The 13,950-nt window shown below is 68.7% G+C and carries 12 protein-coding genes and 2 pseudogenes; 7 read left to right on the top strand and 7 right to left on the bottom strand.

The genetic code is table 11. The features are described 5' to 3' along the window. Positions 1-13 precede the first annotated feature (13 nt). The 5 genes from ACFY3C_RS44695 to ACFY3C_RS44675 all read right to left on the bottom strand — a co-directional run bounded on the left by ACFY3C_RS44695 (position 14) and on the right by ACFY3C_RS44675 (position 4,468). A complete protein-coding gene (locus ACFY3C_RS44695; protein ID WP_390775031.1) occupies positions 14-751 on the bottom strand; it encodes a methyltransferase family protein in 738 nt (245 codons plus the stop codon). Then, a complete protein-coding gene (locus ACFY3C_RS44690) occupies positions 751-1,002 on the bottom strand; it encodes a hypothetical protein (RefSeq protein WP_390775030.1) in 252 nt (83 codons plus the stop codon). The genes ACFY3C_RS44695 and ACFY3C_RS44690 overlap by 1 nt, the downstream gene beginning before the upstream one ends. 54 nt (positions 1,003-1,056) lie before the next feature. Then, positions 1,057-1,320, bottom strand: coding sequence for a hypothetical protein (locus tag ACFY3C_RS44685; RefSeq protein ID WP_390775029.1), 264 nt, complete (start codon positions 1,318-1,320; stop codon positions 1,057-1,059). Positions 1,321-1,483: 163 nt separating this feature from the next. Continuing rightward, a complete protein-coding gene (locus tag ACFY3C_RS44680; protein WP_390775028.1) occupies positions 1,484-1,771 on the bottom strand; it encodes a hypothetical protein in 288 nt (95 codons plus the stop codon). 192 nt (positions 1,772-1,963) lie between these two features. Continuing rightward, entirely contained in the window at positions 1,964-4,468 is a 2,505-nt protein-coding gene (locus tag ACFY3C_RS44675; protein ID WP_390775027.1) for a PEP/pyruvate-binding domain-containing protein, read from the bottom strand. 644 nt (positions 4,469-5,112) lie between these two features. Between ACFY3C_RS44675 and ACFY3C_RS44670 the strand changes: the two genes are divergently transcribed. The 7 genes and pseudogenes from ACFY3C_RS44670 to ACFY3C_RS44640 all read left to right on the top strand — a co-directional run bounded on the left by ACFY3C_RS44670 (position 5,113) and on the right by ACFY3C_RS44640 (position 12,067). Next, on the top strand, positions 5,113-6,624 hold the full coding sequence (locus ACFY3C_RS44670) for a phenylacetate--CoA ligase family protein (RefSeq protein ID WP_390775026.1): 1,512 nt from the start codon (positions 5,113-5,115) through the stop codon (positions 6,622-6,624). A 55-nt stretch (positions 6,625-6,679) separates the two neighbouring features. After that, the gene (locus tag ACFY3C_RS44665; RefSeq protein ID WP_390775025.1) at positions 6,680-7,000 is read left to right on the top strand and encodes a metal-sensitive transcriptional regulator; all 321 of its coding nucleotides are present in this window, start codon (positions 6,680-6,682) and stop codon (positions 6,998-7,000) included. Between the two features lie 616 nt (positions 7,001-7,616). Beyond that, on the top strand, positions 7,617-8,081 hold the full coding sequence (locus ACFY3C_RS44660; protein WP_390775024.1) for a hypothetical protein: 465 nt from the start codon (positions 7,617-7,619) through the stop codon (positions 8,079-8,081). 97 nt (positions 8,082-8,178) lie between these two features. Continuing rightward, the gene (locus ACFY3C_RS44655) at positions 8,179-9,309 is read left to right on the top strand and encodes a PLP-dependent cysteine synthase family protein (RefSeq protein ID WP_390775023.1); all 1,131 of its coding nucleotides are present in this window, start codon (positions 8,179-8,181) and stop codon (positions 9,307-9,309) included. Continuing rightward, positions 9,306-10,584: pseudogene (locus tag ACFY3C_RS44650) on the top strand (MDR family MFS transporter). Before ACFY3C_RS44655 ends, ACFY3C_RS44650 begins: the two are co-directional and overlap by 4 nt. Further along, positions 10,581-11,130, top strand: a pseudogene (locus ACFY3C_RS44645) (tRNA-dependent cyclodipeptide synthase). The pseudogenes ACFY3C_RS44650 and ACFY3C_RS44645 overlap by 4 nt, the downstream one beginning before the upstream one ends. A 214-nt stretch (positions 11,131-11,344) precedes the next feature. After that, positions 11,345-12,067: a polysaccharide deacetylase family protein gene (locus ACFY3C_RS44640; RefSeq protein WP_386575214.1), complete on the top strand. Its 723-nt coding sequence runs from the start codon at positions 11,345-11,347 to the stop codon at positions 12,065-12,067. Between the two features lie 45 nt (positions 12,068-12,112). Here the strand turns inward: ACFY3C_RS44640 and ACFY3C_RS44635 are convergent, their stop codons facing one another. After that, positions 12,113-13,153: an NlpC/P60 family protein gene (locus ACFY3C_RS44635; RefSeq protein ID WP_390775022.1), complete on the bottom strand. Its 1,041-nt coding sequence runs from the start codon at positions 13,151-13,153 to the stop codon at positions 12,113-12,115. Positions 13,154-13,522: 369 nt separating this feature from the next. Next, positions 13,523-13,950, bottom strand: a 428-nt coding sequence (locus ACFY3C_RS44630) for a C40 family peptidase (RefSeq protein WP_390775021.1), incomplete at its 5' end; no start/stop codon positions are given.

Below are 13,950 nucleotides of genomic sequence, written 5' to 3'. Positions count from 1 at the left end.
CCGGACGGCGCTGTCAGCTTTTGCTCCCGGGCTGTTCGAGCTGGTCGGGTTGGGGCCTCCGCACTGCGGTCCGGCCCGGCGCGCGGTCGTGCTGCCGAGGCGGCGGTGCGGTGGGGGTGTCGCGGCGCTTCCCGAAGCGCGGCCAGAATGCCGGAGTGTGGGCGGCGTACGCGTCCCAGTCGGCGCCGAACTCCTTGGCGACCTCGCGCTCTTCGCTGCGGGCCAGTCGCATGTACACGTACACCAGGATCGGGAACATGATCAGGGTGGGGATGGTGGGCCACTGCAGCAGAAACCCGATCATGATGAGCAGGAAGCCGTCGTACTGCGGGTGCCGCACGTGGGCGTACGGTCCTGTGCTGGCCAGGCGATTGTGCTGGGCAGCCTCGTGCAGGACCCTCCATCCGGCGGCGATCAGCCAGAAGCCGACGCCGATGGCGACGTAGCTCGCCAGGTGGAAGGGGCTCAGGTGCGGGTCGCCGGTCCAGCCGGTCAGATCGTTCCACAGGTGGCCGCCCGCATGGGTGTCCTTCAGCAACGGGAAGCGTGAGCCGAGCCAACTGCCGAGCAGGTAGATGGTGAGCGGGGTGCCGTACATCTCGGTGAACAGTGCGACCAAAAACGCGCTGTAGGCGCCCATCGCCCGCCAGTCCCGCTTGCTCTTCGGATGGAAGAAGCTCGCGGCGAAGGCGATGAACAGCAGGGTGTTGAGCACCACCAGCGGCCACAGGCCGTATGCGGCGTCAGCCATCACGTCCTCCTTGAGGTGCGCTCTCCGGCAGCGAGACTGTGCATCCTTGTGCGGTAGGTGGCCGCGTCGATCCGGTCGTGCAGCCGCAGGCCCACGAGCCACGTCTCCGCGGTCTCCAGCGCGGCCCGACGGCCCCGGATCCGGGCCAGGGGCGGGAGGCGGCTCTCGCGCGCCGTCACCAGGCGGGCCAGGTCGTAGACCACGGCGGCCAGGATCAGCGAGCCGGCCAGGATCGCCGACAGGGCACTCATGGTGCTGCCTTCAACCGTTTTGTGTGGTGGCGGAGGCGTCCTTGCCACTCCGTCCTAGGTACGGCCATGGCCGTAGGGGTGCTGGTGATCCCGCTTGCGCAGAGCATCGCGTTCATCGTCGGCAGACTGGTTCGTGTGGTCGTGCCCGCCGTGCATGTCCTCGTCATGCATGCCGCGCATCATGAAGAACATCATCAGCGGGCAGCCGGCCAGGACGGCCAGGAGCAGCACGGTCCCGGGAGGCACGCCCAGAGCAACCAGCCCGACGACCAGGATCGCCGCGGCGATGGCGTACAGAGGTAGCTTGTTGCTCTTCATGATGTTGCCTCCTCGGCATCGTTGCTGGAATACCTTCATCCGGTATGGGTGCTCTATTTCGAGCCTGAGCCTGAGCCTGTCGCCCGTCGGCGGGCAGGGGCTGACCGAGCCGTGCAGGGGGCCGGTGTTCCCCGATGGGCAGGGCCGGACGGCCCTGCTCGCCTTACGTGGTCCGTCTCCGGGTGCCGAGGACGCGGCGTAGCACAGGGATGCATTCGTTCGGACGGCAGCTCCTGTGGGCCAGGCCGGCCATCGCCCGGCGGTAGCCGGCGCGACCGATCCGACCCGCCAGCAGCAGGCTCACCAGACGGCATTCGGCGGCGCCGGCCGCGGCACGCCGTCCGCCGAGCCGGGCCAGCAGCACGCCGCACCGTCCGCGTGCGAAGACGACCCGCCGTGCGGTGTCGAGGACCGCCCATGTCAGCAGTGCCACCCCGATCAGCGTCGCCATGTCTGCCTCCGTTCGTGGAGGAGGGGTGCCGGTGGACCAGTCGTCGTGACCAGCGCCTTCGCCACCGGCCGTTACGGACCTCTCCACCGTGGCCCCGGCGGCATGGCACACAGCAGGGCGCTAATGTCCTTAGTAGTGGGCCGAACGGCCCTATCGGCCGCCTGCCCCGACGAGCGACTGTTTTCCGTCAGCTCACAGCTCGACGATGCCTGCCGAGCCGTCCACCAGCACGGGCGTTCCCTCCTCGATGTCCCGTGTGGCGTCGAGCGCGCCGTTCACCAGCGGGATGCCGAACTCACGGGCCACGATGGCCGCGTGCGAGAAGTTGCCACCGACCTCGGTGACCGCGGCACTCGCGATGTTGAACAAGGGCGTCCAGACCGGCGTCGTGGCGTGGGCGACGAGCACATCGCCCGGCTGGAAGCGCCGGAAGTCCTCCGGGCCCGTGACGATCCGGGCGATGCCGCGCGCCCGGCCGGGGCTGCCCGGCGTGCCCACCAGGACGCGCCGCCCCTCGCGTTCCTGCGTGCCGCGCCTGATGACGGTCTCGCCCATGAGCGAGGAGAAGAGCCTCAGTGTCCGATCCCGGCCCCACGCGGGGTCATCGCGCGGCGGGACGAACGGGGGCGGGGCGAGCCTCTTGTGGCGCTCGCGCAGTTCGCGACGGTGTGCCACCCGCGTCGCCAGCTGGTCTTGTGGTCCGGTGAGTTCGCGACGCTTGAGGTAGAAGACGTCCTCGGCGCGCTGTACGGCCCCCATGCCGGTCAGTCGCTGCCCGACTTCCAGATAGGCGGCGCGCAGCAGCGCCAGGACGCGCTGGAAGTGGAACACGCTGTCGTCGACGTGCGCGGCGTGGCTCTGCCCGCCCCGGAGGATGCGTTCGGCGACCACGCGGCGCATGCCGGACAGCGCCCCAACGTGGCCTTCGGCCTCAGTCCGCTGAAGGCGCGAGCGCGCCAGGCGTTCGTCGGGGCCGGTCCGGCTGTGGCGGGCCATCTCAAGGTACTGGTCGAGGAGTTCCGGCGACTCGCGCAGCGTCGGGTGGAGGGGGTCGGCGCTTTCCACGAAGTGGCCGAAGCGTGCCAGGTAGGCGGCGGTCTCGCCGGTGTCGGCTGCGTGGCGCAGGGCCCGTTCGGCCTCCAGTAGCAGGCTGTCGTTGCCCCGGAAGAGGACGACGGGGTCGGTGAGGTGGGGGACGCCCAGTTTCCCGATGATCTGCTCACACATGATCGTTGCTGCCGGGCCCCAGGTGACCTCCCACCACCACCAGCCCAGCTCCTTGAGCAGTCGGGCCGCTCGGGCGTGCAGGTCGGCGTCCGAAAGGTTCGCCGGTTCGGTCTTCTCCAGGGAGTCCAGGACCCTCAGCCGCGGGGGCCAGGTACGCCGTACCATGCGATGCCTGTCCATCGTCCCCGCGGCCAGGCGCCCGGCCCACCACACGCAGCGGGTCACCGTAGCGGGCAACCGGAAGTCGGCGCGGATGTAGAGCCAGCCGTTGATCAGTACATACCAGGGTGACTTCTGCATCTGGAACTTGCGCTGGCGGGCGGTGACCATGGCGGCGAAGGTCGTCGTCGCGGCCAGGGGTGAGAGCGGTTCGGTGGCCCATTCGGCGGCCTGCAGGTCGTTCATCCACTTCGCGCCCGGCACCGGGCTGTCCCAGCGCACCGGCTCGGGCGGCAGGGTGGTGACCGGGCGGGACTGGACGATCCACAGCCGGCCGTCGGCCAGGCACCACTCGATGTCCTGGGGCGCGCCGTAGTGCGCCTCGACAGCCGCGCCCAGGCGCACGAGCTCTGCGACCCGCGAGGCGTCCAGCACCGCTGAGCCGCGCCGGTCCGCCTCCACAGCGCGCTCGCCGGTCCCGCCCGCCGTCGGTGCCGTCAGGACCGTCTTGTCGGCGACCTCCATCTGCTTGACCTCGCCGGTCACCTTGTCGGCGGTGATGTGGTCCGGGGTCACCAGGCCGCTGACGACGGCCTCTCCCAGGCCCCACGCCGCGTCGATCACGACCTCGTCCCGCGCGCCCGTCAGCGGGTTGGCGGTGAACAGCACCCCGGCCGCCGAGGCGTCGACCATCTTCTGCACCACGACCGCGAGACTGACGGTGTCCGGATCGATCCCCTGGCGCGCGCGATAGGCCAGGGCCCGCGGTGTCCACAGGCTGGACCAGCACCGCTGCACCGCCAGCAACACCTCCTGCTCACCAGCGATGTTGAGAAAGGTCTCCTGCTGACCCGCGAAACTCGCACCGGGGAGATCCTCTGCCGTGGCCGAGGAGCGGACCGCCATCGGCACCTTTTCGCCGGGCGGTCCGCACGCCGCGTCGGCGCAGTGGCATTCCGAGCAGCGAACCGCCACCGGGCACGGTGTTTCGCCCTCCGGGCGGAGCGCGGCATGAGCCTGTCGGATCGCCTCCGCCACCTCCGGCGGCATGCTTCCGCGCTCGAAGAGCCGGCGGATGTCCTTCGAGGCCGCCTCATAGTCCGTCCCTGCGCCGCTCCTGGCCAGGGCGACGATCTGCCGTTGGAGATCGTTCGCCTGCACGAACTTCCGGTACGCCGCGGTGCCGATCAAGAACCCGCGGGGAACGGGGAATCCAGCCCGGGTGAGCTGGACGAGGCTCTCTCCCTTACCGCCAACCGTGGCGAGCGTCGCCTCGGGTGAATCCATGGAGAAGACCAGGTCGTTCATCATGTCCTCCCGACCTCTTCGATCTCGCCACGGGACTATCGGACACATCCCATTGCCCTGCTGCTCGACCACGCCACCTTGGTCCAGCGACGCGAGTTCCCCGGGCGCCTCCGCCGTGGACTCTTGTGAATCCAGCCCTCAACAGCGCGATACCGGCGAGGACACCGGTAGCGATCACTGTCTGAAGCACGACAGGCATGGTGCGATCACCAGGTTCTTCAATGGGACGGCTGTCCGCATCGGGCACCGGGTTGATGCCGTACGAGTACCGCGGTGTGTGTGTCACCTTCGCTTCCCTGGTCCGCCGACCGCAGAGTCTTTCCACCGGCGTGGATTGCCTGATCGGGCCAGGTTCCCTCCGTGACGGGGACGGATACAGGAGCCTCTCGGCCCTGGCAGAGGGCCGATGGTCCCCTACCCCGTACGGGTTGCCGGGGCGAGCGTTGAAGTTGTGGGTCCGGCAGGAAAGGGCGCCAACCGTGGATATCTGTGATGTCGTCGCGCTCCTGGTCTGCGACGGCTACACCCCCGATCCGGACGGCTACAACTGATCAGGCTGCGCCAGGGCGTCCGAGCCGAGCCGGCTTTCGACCGGCAGGAATCCGGAGAGCGCACATCGCGGGTAGCCGGCCAAGGAGGGGCGAGCGATGGACCTGATCCTCGTCAGCCTGCTGATGCGCACCCAGGCTCGGCTGCGCGGCCACGAAACCTGGACCCGCTCCGAGCTCAAGGCCTACCAGGCCGACGCGTTGCGGCGACTGCGCGCCCACGCCTACGCCCGGTCCCCGTTCTATCGGCGCTTCCACGCAGGGCTCGCCGACACGCCGCTGCGGGACCTTCCAGTGCTGACCAAGGCGCTGCTGATGGAGCACTTCGACGAGTTGGTCACCGACCGTCGCGTTCGCCTGGCGGATCTGCGCGCGCATGTGGCCGCCGGCACGGGACAGCGCTACCTCGACCACTACCGGGTGTGCGCCACCTCGGGCAGTAGCGGCCACCCCGCCCTCGTCCTGTTCGATCCCGTGGAGTGGGCCACCTTCCTCGCCTCCTTCGGCCGCCTCCGGGGGTGGGCCGGTGTCCCGATCGGTCTGCGCAATCGGTTGCGGACCGGGTCGGTCGCCTCAGACCTGCCGTGGCACATGTCGGTACAGGGCGCCCTCACCTTCACGACGCTGGGCCCGCTGATGCCCACCCTGCGGCTGGGGGCCACCGAACCGCTCACGCGGATCGCCCAACGGCTCGAGGCATGGCAACCGCAGATTCTCGGAGGCTACCCGTCCATCCTGCGCATGCTGGCCGACGAGCAGCTGGCCGGACGGCTGCACCTCACCCCACGCTTCGTCCTCAGCGGCTCCGAAGTGCTGACCGCCGAGGCCCGCCGGCGGATCGAAGAGGCCTGGGGCCCCGTCCTGTTCGAGGGATACGGCACCACCGAAGGCGGCGGGGGCAACGCAGCCGAATGCGAACGCCACGAAGGCATGCACCTGTTCGAGGACCTGATCATCGCGGAGATCGTGGACGAGGACAACCATCCCGTGCCGCCCGGGGAGCAGGGCGCCAAAGTGCTGATGACCGTGCTGTCCAGCCGCACCCTGCCACTGATCCGCTACGAGATTGACGACCGACTCCGCCTGACGGGCACAACCGGCACCTGCGGACGCCCGTTCGCGCTCATCCACAGCATCGAAGGCCGCACCGACGAGATCATGACACTCCCCGCCGAAACCGGCGGCGAGACCGCCGTCCACCCGGTCCTGTTCCACAGGCTGTTCGACCCGCTGCCCATCAACGGCTGGCAGGTCGTTCAGCAGCCCGACCACATCCGAGTCCTGCTCAGCGGTGCCCGCGGCGCAACCGACAGCGCCGCACTCGCATCCGCCGTCGCCGATGCCTTGACCGCCCACGGCGCCATCGCGCCACGGATCGACGTCCTGCACGTCGACACCATCCCGCGGACTGCGGCAGGCAAGGCACCCCTCATCAAGGCCGCCCAGCCCGCCTCCCCGGGTACCGGCCCCGCGATGGCGGGCGAAGGACGGCGTGAGTCGCGCGGTCACCACCACCCTCCTGACGCGGGCGACGGCGCGCACGGGGCCTGTCGGCCCAGTGGACGGGACGGCAGGCCCCTACGCGGTGAGGGTATCCATGGTCCAGATTGAATCCGGGCCCTTGCGCGTGCGTACATGCGGAGAGATGGAGAGGAGGCGTACGGAGATGACCACAGCCCCCGGGCACGTGCCACGGGTCGCCGAACCGCCCGGCTACCACGACCAGAAGGCCGATCACCTGTCCCGGCTGCGCAAGATCGAAGGCCAGGTGCGTGGGGTGACGCGTATGGTCGACGAGGACCGGTACTGCGTCGACGTCGTCACCCAGATCGGCGCCGTCACCCGGGCTCTCCAGGAGGTCGCCCTGGGCCTGCTCGACGACCACGCAAGGCACTGCGTCCTGGACGCGGCCCGTTCGGACCCGGAGCACGCGGAGACGAAGCTCAGCGAACTGTCCCTCGCCATGCGCCGGCTGACGCGCATGTGATCGAGCCGGTTCCGATGCGTCGGCCCTTCCGAGGGCTGTGTTTGCCGGTCTGTGCTGAAGTAGGTCGATGCCACTCGCGTTCGGCCGTCTGCTCGCCGACATCAGTGCAGTAGTACGAAGGGGCGAGGCACAGACCTACGCTCGCGACACCGTCAGCTACGCCTGCCGGCCCCACCGCCGAAGGCGCCTCTTCGCGTGTGTCCCGCGGCGTCGACGCCCGCCTGTCCGCGAGGGCGTCGTGGTCGGCGGTGAGCAGGGCGTTGCGATTAGCCTTGCTAGTCGGCCACTACAAGTCTCATCAGCTAAGAACCTGATGCGGCGCCATGTGTGGTGCAGACGAGTGAACGATGCCGGCTGTGGAGAGCGCTCCATCCGGTTCTTAGACTCCGTTAACTACCTTGGTCGGTAGCGTAGTGATCTGCTCTTTCCGCACCGTCTGGATGTGGTCGGCCGCCGTCCGCGCCGACCGGCGGGCGGGTTTCTCGGCTCGGGGTCGCCACCTGGCGTCAGCTAAGGATCTTAGTGGCTTGCTTGCCGGGGGACGACGAGGCGGAGTATTTCACCCATGCGTGGACCAAGCGTGCCAGATAGTGATGTTCTGCTTACGATCTGTCGCATGCCGCAGGAATCTGCCGGCTGCGCGGGGGTGCGCAAGCCGGCCCTCGCTCTCCTCGTGGGTCTGGTGCTGATGCTCCTGGCCCATGTGGTCGCGTGCTCCGTGCATCCGGCCGAGGGGCGCTCGCATGTCACGGCAATGGCCGCGTCAGCGATGCACGAGGAGGCCGGAGCGGACAGCCTGCGGTCCGCGTTGGAGACAGCGGACTGTGCCCTGATCCAGGGAGCAGACGAGCATACGGGGCACGGCATCGCGTGCTGCGATCCGGCCGACTGGCCCGCCGACTTGCGTGTACCCGCGGGAGCCTTGCTCTTGGCGTTCACGCTGATCGCGCTGCTTTCCCTGCGTCACCGCGTGGTGGACCCCAAGACGTTCGGCGCCCCGCCAGGGGGAGGGGGCCCGGCGGCCGGTGCGACTCCTGGGGGATCCCACCTGCTGCGCTTCGTCTGCGTCAGCCGTACCTGAGCGTGCCGCCCGGCGTGAACCGCTGGGCTTCCCGGCACATTCACCCGTACGGCAGACACGCGGCCCCCCATCTGAGCGGGGCCGCGAGAGGACCCCCATGAGCACTGCCCTGCGCAGCATCACGTCGCCCGACGTCACCTCCTTCTTCGCGGCGCACGAACTCCCCGAACCTGCCGGAGCACCGCGCCGGTCACCGGCCGGCATGGTCGGCAACACCCCCGTCCTGTGGATCGGAGAACCCTTCAACCCGGCGGGCCGCGGCTTCTGGGCGAAGGTGGAGGGCGCCAACCCTGGCGGCATCAAGGACCGCCCGGCGCTCCACATGGTCGCCGCGGCACGCAAGCGCGGCGATCTCACGTCAGGCGCCCCGATCATCGAGTCCACCAGCGGCACCCTCGGTCTCGGCCTGGCGCTGGCCGGGATCACGTACGGCCATCCGGTCACCCTGGTCACCGATCCCGGCATGGAGCCGCTGATGGTGCACCAGCTGCGCGCGCTCGGAACGCACGTGGACGTGGTCACCGAGCCGCATCCGATGGGCGGCTGGCAGGAAGCGCGCCGCGCGCGCGTGCAAGAGCTGCTCGCACGTACGGCGTCGGCCTGGTGCCCCGACCAGTACAACAACCCCGACAACGTTGCCGCCTACGCCCCGCTCGCCCTGGAGCTCGTCGTCCAGCTCGGCCGGATCGACGTTCTGGTCGCGGCGGTCGGCACCGGCGGCCACTCGGCCGGCATTGCCCGCACCCTGCGCACCTTCAACCCGGAACTGAAGCTCGTCGGCGTCGACTCGGTCAACTCCACCGTCTTCGGCCAGCCCGCCGGTCCGCGCCTCATGCGCGGCCTGGGCAGCAGCATCCATCCCGCCAATGTCGACCACGCGGCCTTCGACGAGGTCCACTGGGTAGCCCCGGGCGAGGCGGTGTGGACCTGCCGTCAACTGGCCCGCGGGCACTATGCCAGCGGCGGCTGGAGCGTTGGCGCGGTCGCCCTTGTGGCGAACTGGCTGGCCCGTACGGAGCCCGAGCGCACCCGGATCGCGGCGATCTTCCCCGACGGTGTCCACCGCTACTGGAACACGGTCTACAGCGACGACTACTGCCGTCGGCACGACCTTCTCCGGTGCTTCCCCGCTGGCGACCCGGACGAAATCACGCACCCCGGGGAGTGCACGGTGGAGCGTTGGACGCGCTGCACCAACGTAACGGTGCCGGAGGGGTTCGCGCGATGAAGTCCCTTGCCACTCAGTTCCGTTCGTTCAACGGGTGCAGTCGTCTGTTGATGGTCCAGCAGTTCACCATCAACACCGCCTTCTACATGCTCATGCCCTACCTGGCCGTGCATCTCGCGGACGGCCTGGGCATGGCCGCCTGGGCAGTCGGCCTGGTACTTGGGGTGCGCAACTTCACCCAGCAGGGCATGTTCCTCGTCGGCGGTACGCTCGCCGACCGGCTCGGCTACAAACGCGTGATCACGACCGGGTGCGTCCTGCGGACCGTCGGCTTAGGCCTGCTCGGCTTCGTCAGCTCACTTCCGGCACTGGTCGTGGCCTCGGCGGCAACCGGGTTCGCGGGCGCACTGTTCAATCCGGCCGTCCGCGCGTACCTGGCGCAGGAGGCGGGGGAGCGGCGAGTGGAGGCCTTCGCAGCCTTCAACGTCTTCTACCAGGCCGGGATGTTCGTCGGCCCGCTGATCGGACTCGCCCTGCTGACCGCTGACTTCCGGCTCATCTGCTCCGTGGCCGCAGTGATCTTCCTCGCCCTGACGGTCATCCAGCTACGCATGCTGCCAACCCGCAGGGGCACGTCAGCCGAACCCGGTGGCGTGCTGGCGGACTGGCGCACAGTCGTCGCCAACCGTCCGTTCCTCCTCTTCGCCCTCGCCGTGATCGGCTCGTACGTCCTGTCCTTCCAGGTGTACCTCGCGCTGCCGTTGCAGGCACAGCGCGCCGCACCGGACCGGGGCGACGCGGTCACCACGGCACTGTTCGCCGTCTCGGCCGCGGTCGCCGTGGCCGGCCAGCTGAAGATCACGGCATGGGCTCGGGCGCGCTGGTCGTCCCAGCGTGCCATCGTGTACGGCATCGCGCTCATGGGCGCGGCCTTCCTCCCCCTGCTCATCGACGCCGAGCCGGCCACCCGGGACAGCGGCCCACTGGTCTGGAGCGTGGCGCTGGCACCGCTGTTCTTGGCGGTCGCCCTGCTGGGGCTGGGCACCGCGATGGTCTACCCGTTCGAGATGGACACGGTTGTCTCCCTCGCCGGCGGACGCCTCGTCGCCACCCATTACGGGCTTTACAACACCGTCGCGGGGCTGGGCAATCACCCTGGGCAACCTCAGCACCGGTGCCATATGGGACGCCGCCGACCGCCTGGGGTACCCGGAGCTGACCTGGTGGGTGCTCGCGGCGACGGGCGCGTTCTGCGCCGGCTGCGTCAGGCTGCTGGCGCGCTCGGGCTGCCTGGCCGCACGTCCCGAACCGGAGCTCACGGCGGTGGCCTCATGACCGGGAACATGACGGCCGCCCCAGTGGGCGGACTCGTCGCGACCCCGCTGAGCGCCGCGTGCGCCGACGTCCTGGCTCAGGCAGAGCACGCCTGCATCGGAGTCGGCCCGTTCAACAGCTACTTCTCGGTCGGGCGGATTCGGCAGATCGCGCAGTGGGCGTACGAGCGTTTCGCGCAGGTCGACTTCTTCGTCCCGGACGGCCCGAGCGCGTACACACTGCAGGCGCTGGGGTACCCGCCGGAACGCGCGGAGTGGAAGGCGCGGAGGCAGGGACAGTAACAGGATCAGCAGCGCGCTACGAGACCTGGGCATCGACGACGGCCGCAGCCGCGTCCTCGGTTGGGTGGAACTCCAGTGCGACGCGGCCTTCGTGTGCCTGCATGCGGAAGGGCGCGATCTGTACGAGCGGGACGAAGGCTTCCGCGCCGCCTGCCGGGAGACCAGCGCCTGGGTACTGGCCGGAAGGCTCCCGCTCGTCCTGTGGGCCATCATCCGTGACGGAGAACTCTACCAAACCTCACCCCCAGTCACCACCGCGGCTTGACAACGGCATTGGGAAGTGTCTCGTCCCCTTCTGTGGTCCTCGCCGGACTCCCGCTCCACACGACAGACACAGAACACACCTGCGCGGATGAACCTAGGGACCGGAAAAGCCGTCAATCAGCACGTCGGCAATCATCCGATCCAGGGAAAGGCCACCCGTGCCCCGGTACGTGCGAATACGACGGTCGCGAATACTCATCGCCGTCGCGTCAGCCGTGACCGTCGTCGTGACTGTCGCGGTGACCATTGCGCTGACGGTCACGACGTACGATCACACGTCGCCGCGCGCCGCCCGGAACCAGGCATCGGGATCGGTGGCCGGGGCTGTGGACTGCCGCAAGACGAAGTGCGTGGCCCTCACCTTCGACGGCGGCCCCAGCCTGACGACCCCCAGGCTGCTGGACATCCTGAAGCGGGAGCATCTGCACGCGACATTTTTCGTGCAGGGCGAGGGCCACATCGGGAGGTACCCCGAGATTCTCCGTCGTATCTCGGACGAGGGCCATGAAATCGGCAATCACACCTGGAACCACAAGATCCTGACGGAGATCGACACGGACGACGCCCGTCAGGAACTGACCCGCACGCAGAACGCCATCGAGAGGATCACGGGCACCAAGCCCATCCTGATGCGTCCGCCACAGGGTCGCACCAACCGCAAGGTGGCCAAGGTCTGCAAGGAGTTGGGTCTGGCGCAGGTGCTGTGGAGCGTCACTGCCAAGGACTACGAGACGACCGACTCGGCCCTGATCACCAAGCGGGTGCTCGACCAGACTGACCGCGACGGCATCATCCTGCTGCACGACCTGCACAAAGGCACCGTGCCCGCCGTCCCGGGGATCCTCAAGGCTCTCAAGCAGCGCGGCTACACCATCGTCACGGTGTCGCAGCTGCTCGCCCCGGCCAAGCCCCAGCCGGGGATGGTCTACCGGCCCTGAGTCCAAGGTTCCAGCGTGGCCCCGTTGATCTTGGACGGGGCAGGGTCAGACGCGGACGCCGAACATGAACGGTCCGCCGATGGTGTCCATCGACTCGTAACGGACGACCGTGCCGGTGCGCGGTGCGTGCAGAATCTGGCCGTTGCCCGCGTAAAGGCCGACGTGGTGCAAGTCGTTGAAGAAGAAGACCAAGTCGCCGACCTGCAGGTCGCTCGCCGAGGAGATGCGGGTGCCTATGTTGGCCTGCGCCTGGGAGGTGCGCGGGATGGAGACGCCGGCCTGGGCGTAGGCCCATGAGGTCAGGCCCGAGCAGTCGAAGGAGGAGGGGCCGGAGGCGCCGTAGACGTAGGGCGAGCCGATCTTGCTCTGAGCGGCGGAGAAGGCTGCGGCGGCCCGGCCAGAGGCGGGCGGGGCGTCGCCGAGGTTCACGCGCTCGCTGGAGGAGCGGTCGGCGCGCTGCTGCTTGGCGGCCAGCTCCGCCTTCTCCTTGGCGGTCAGGGAGTTGAGCAGCTTCTGTGCCTCGGCGAGCTTGCCCTGGACTTCCTTCTTCTTGTTGCCCAGCTCCGTGCGGGTGGCGGCGAGGTCCTTGAGCTTGTCGGTGGCCTCGGCCCGCTCCTGGGCGAGTTCGCGCTGTTTGTCCTGAATCTTCTTCAGGGCCTCGACCTGCTGGCTGCTCAACTGGTCGAGCGTGGAGGCCTTGTCGAGGAAGTCGTCCGGGTTGGAGGACAGGAAGAGCTGGACGGAGGGGTCGATGCCACCGGAGCGGTACTGGGCGGTGGCCAGCGAACCCAGACCCTCGCGCAGCTTGTTGAGCTCCTCCTGGCCCCGGGCGACGTTGTCCTGGATGGTGGAGATCTCCTTCTGGAGCTTCCCCTGCTTTTCCTTGGCTCCGTCGTACTCTTCGGTGGCCTTCTCGGCCTCCTCGTAGAGCTTGTCGACCTTCGCCTTGACCTCGTCCTTGCTGAGCTTCTCGCTCGGCGCGGCGTTGGCGGCATTCGCGCTCAGGGCGACGGCAGCGGCGGCTGCGGTGGTCAGCACGGTCACACGTGCGCGGCTCGGCTGCTTGGGTCGACGGTGGGACGCCACGGAGGCGAAGCTCCTTCTTCCTTCAGCCGCCTACCGACACACCGGTGGGCGGTGCCCTCCGCCGTCGCTCACCCGTTGTGAGCGATCACCGCTGCGAAGGTTCGAGCTAGACTCTAATGATTATCTTGTGTTCAGTTCAAACTCTGGAGCTAAAAAACTTAGTAGTTACGTGCTCCCTCCGCGATCAAGTCACGAGGTGTTAGACGGGCATGACGTTGCGTCGCATCTGTCGCCGCTATTCGGGTGTTCTCCGCGAAGGTGGCGAGTCGGCCTGATCGAGACATGCCTTCACCTGGGATGAACCGGAAGGGCTACTTCCTGCGGTCGGCTGTGGCCCGTCACCCGGTACGACTGTTCGCGCGGGCGTCCTCAGAGCACCAGGACCGCGCCGGTCGGCGGGGACCAGGACAGCGGCTTCTCAACGATGCCCGTGGAGGGGTTCTCGGCGCCGACGAACTTGCCGTCACCCACGTAAAGGGCCACGTGGTAGGCACTTCCCGCGCTGCCCCAGTAGAGGATGTCGCCCGGCTGGAGGTTGTTCAGCGAGACCGGGGTGCCGGCAGTCGACTGGTCCCGAGAGACGCGCGGCAGGCTGATGCCGGCCTGCTTGAAGGCTGCCTGCAGGAGGCTGGAGCAGTCCCAGGAGTTCGGGCCGGTGGCGCCGAGAACGTAGGCGTCACCGATCTGCGCCCGCGCGAAGGCAATGAGCGTTTTCAGCACGGCCACTGATCGGGTGACGCCGACGGGGTGCGCAACGCACGAGGCTCCCGTGCCGTTGGGGGAGGTGTTCGAAGTCT

Origin of the sequence: Streptomyces sp. NPDC001410 (assembly GCF_042895235.1) — a bacterium.
GTDB lineage: Bacteria > Actinomycetota > Actinomycetes > Streptomycetales > Streptomycetaceae > Streptomyces.
The sequence above is the reverse complement of the archived record's forward strand: the minus strand, read 5'-3'. Positions and strand labels throughout refer to the sequence as shown.

Excerpts from the sequence above, each read along its gene's own strand:
- ACFY3C_RS44695 (WP_390775031.1), bottom strand. The coding sequence starts at position 751 with ATGGCTGACGCCGCATACGGCCTGTGGCCGCTGGTGGTGCTCAACACC.
- ACFY3C_RS44690 (WP_390775030.1), bottom strand. The coding sequence starts at position 1,002 with ATGAGTGCCCTGTCGGCGATCCTGGCCGGCTCGCTGATCCTGGCCGCC.
- ACFY3C_RS44685 (WP_390775029.1), bottom strand. The coding sequence starts at position 1,320 with ATGAAGAGCAACAAGCTACCTCTGTACGCCATCGCCGCGGCGATCCTG.
- ACFY3C_RS44680 (WP_390775028.1), bottom strand. The coding sequence starts at position 1,771 with ATGGCGACGCTGATCGGGGTGGCACTGCTGACATGGGCGGTCCTCGAC.
- ACFY3C_RS44675 (WP_390775027.1), bottom strand. The coding sequence starts at position 4,468 with ATGATGAACGACCTGGTCTTCTCCATGGATTCACCCGAGGCGACGCTC.
- ACFY3C_RS44670 (WP_390775026.1), top strand. The coding sequence starts at position 5,113 with ATGGACCTGATCCTCGTCAGCCTGCTGATGCGCACCCAGGCTCGGCTG.
- ACFY3C_RS44665 (WP_390775025.1), top strand. The coding sequence starts at position 6,680 with ATGACCACAGCCCCCGGGCACGTGCCACGGGTCGCCGAACCGCCCGGC.
- ACFY3C_RS44660 (WP_390775024.1), top strand. The coding sequence starts at position 7,617 with ATGCCGCAGGAATCTGCCGGCTGCGCGGGGGTGCGCAAGCCGGCCCTC.
- ACFY3C_RS44655 (WP_390775023.1), top strand. The coding sequence starts at position 8,179 with ATGAGCACTGCCCTGCGCAGCATCACGTCGCCCGACGTCACCTCCTTC.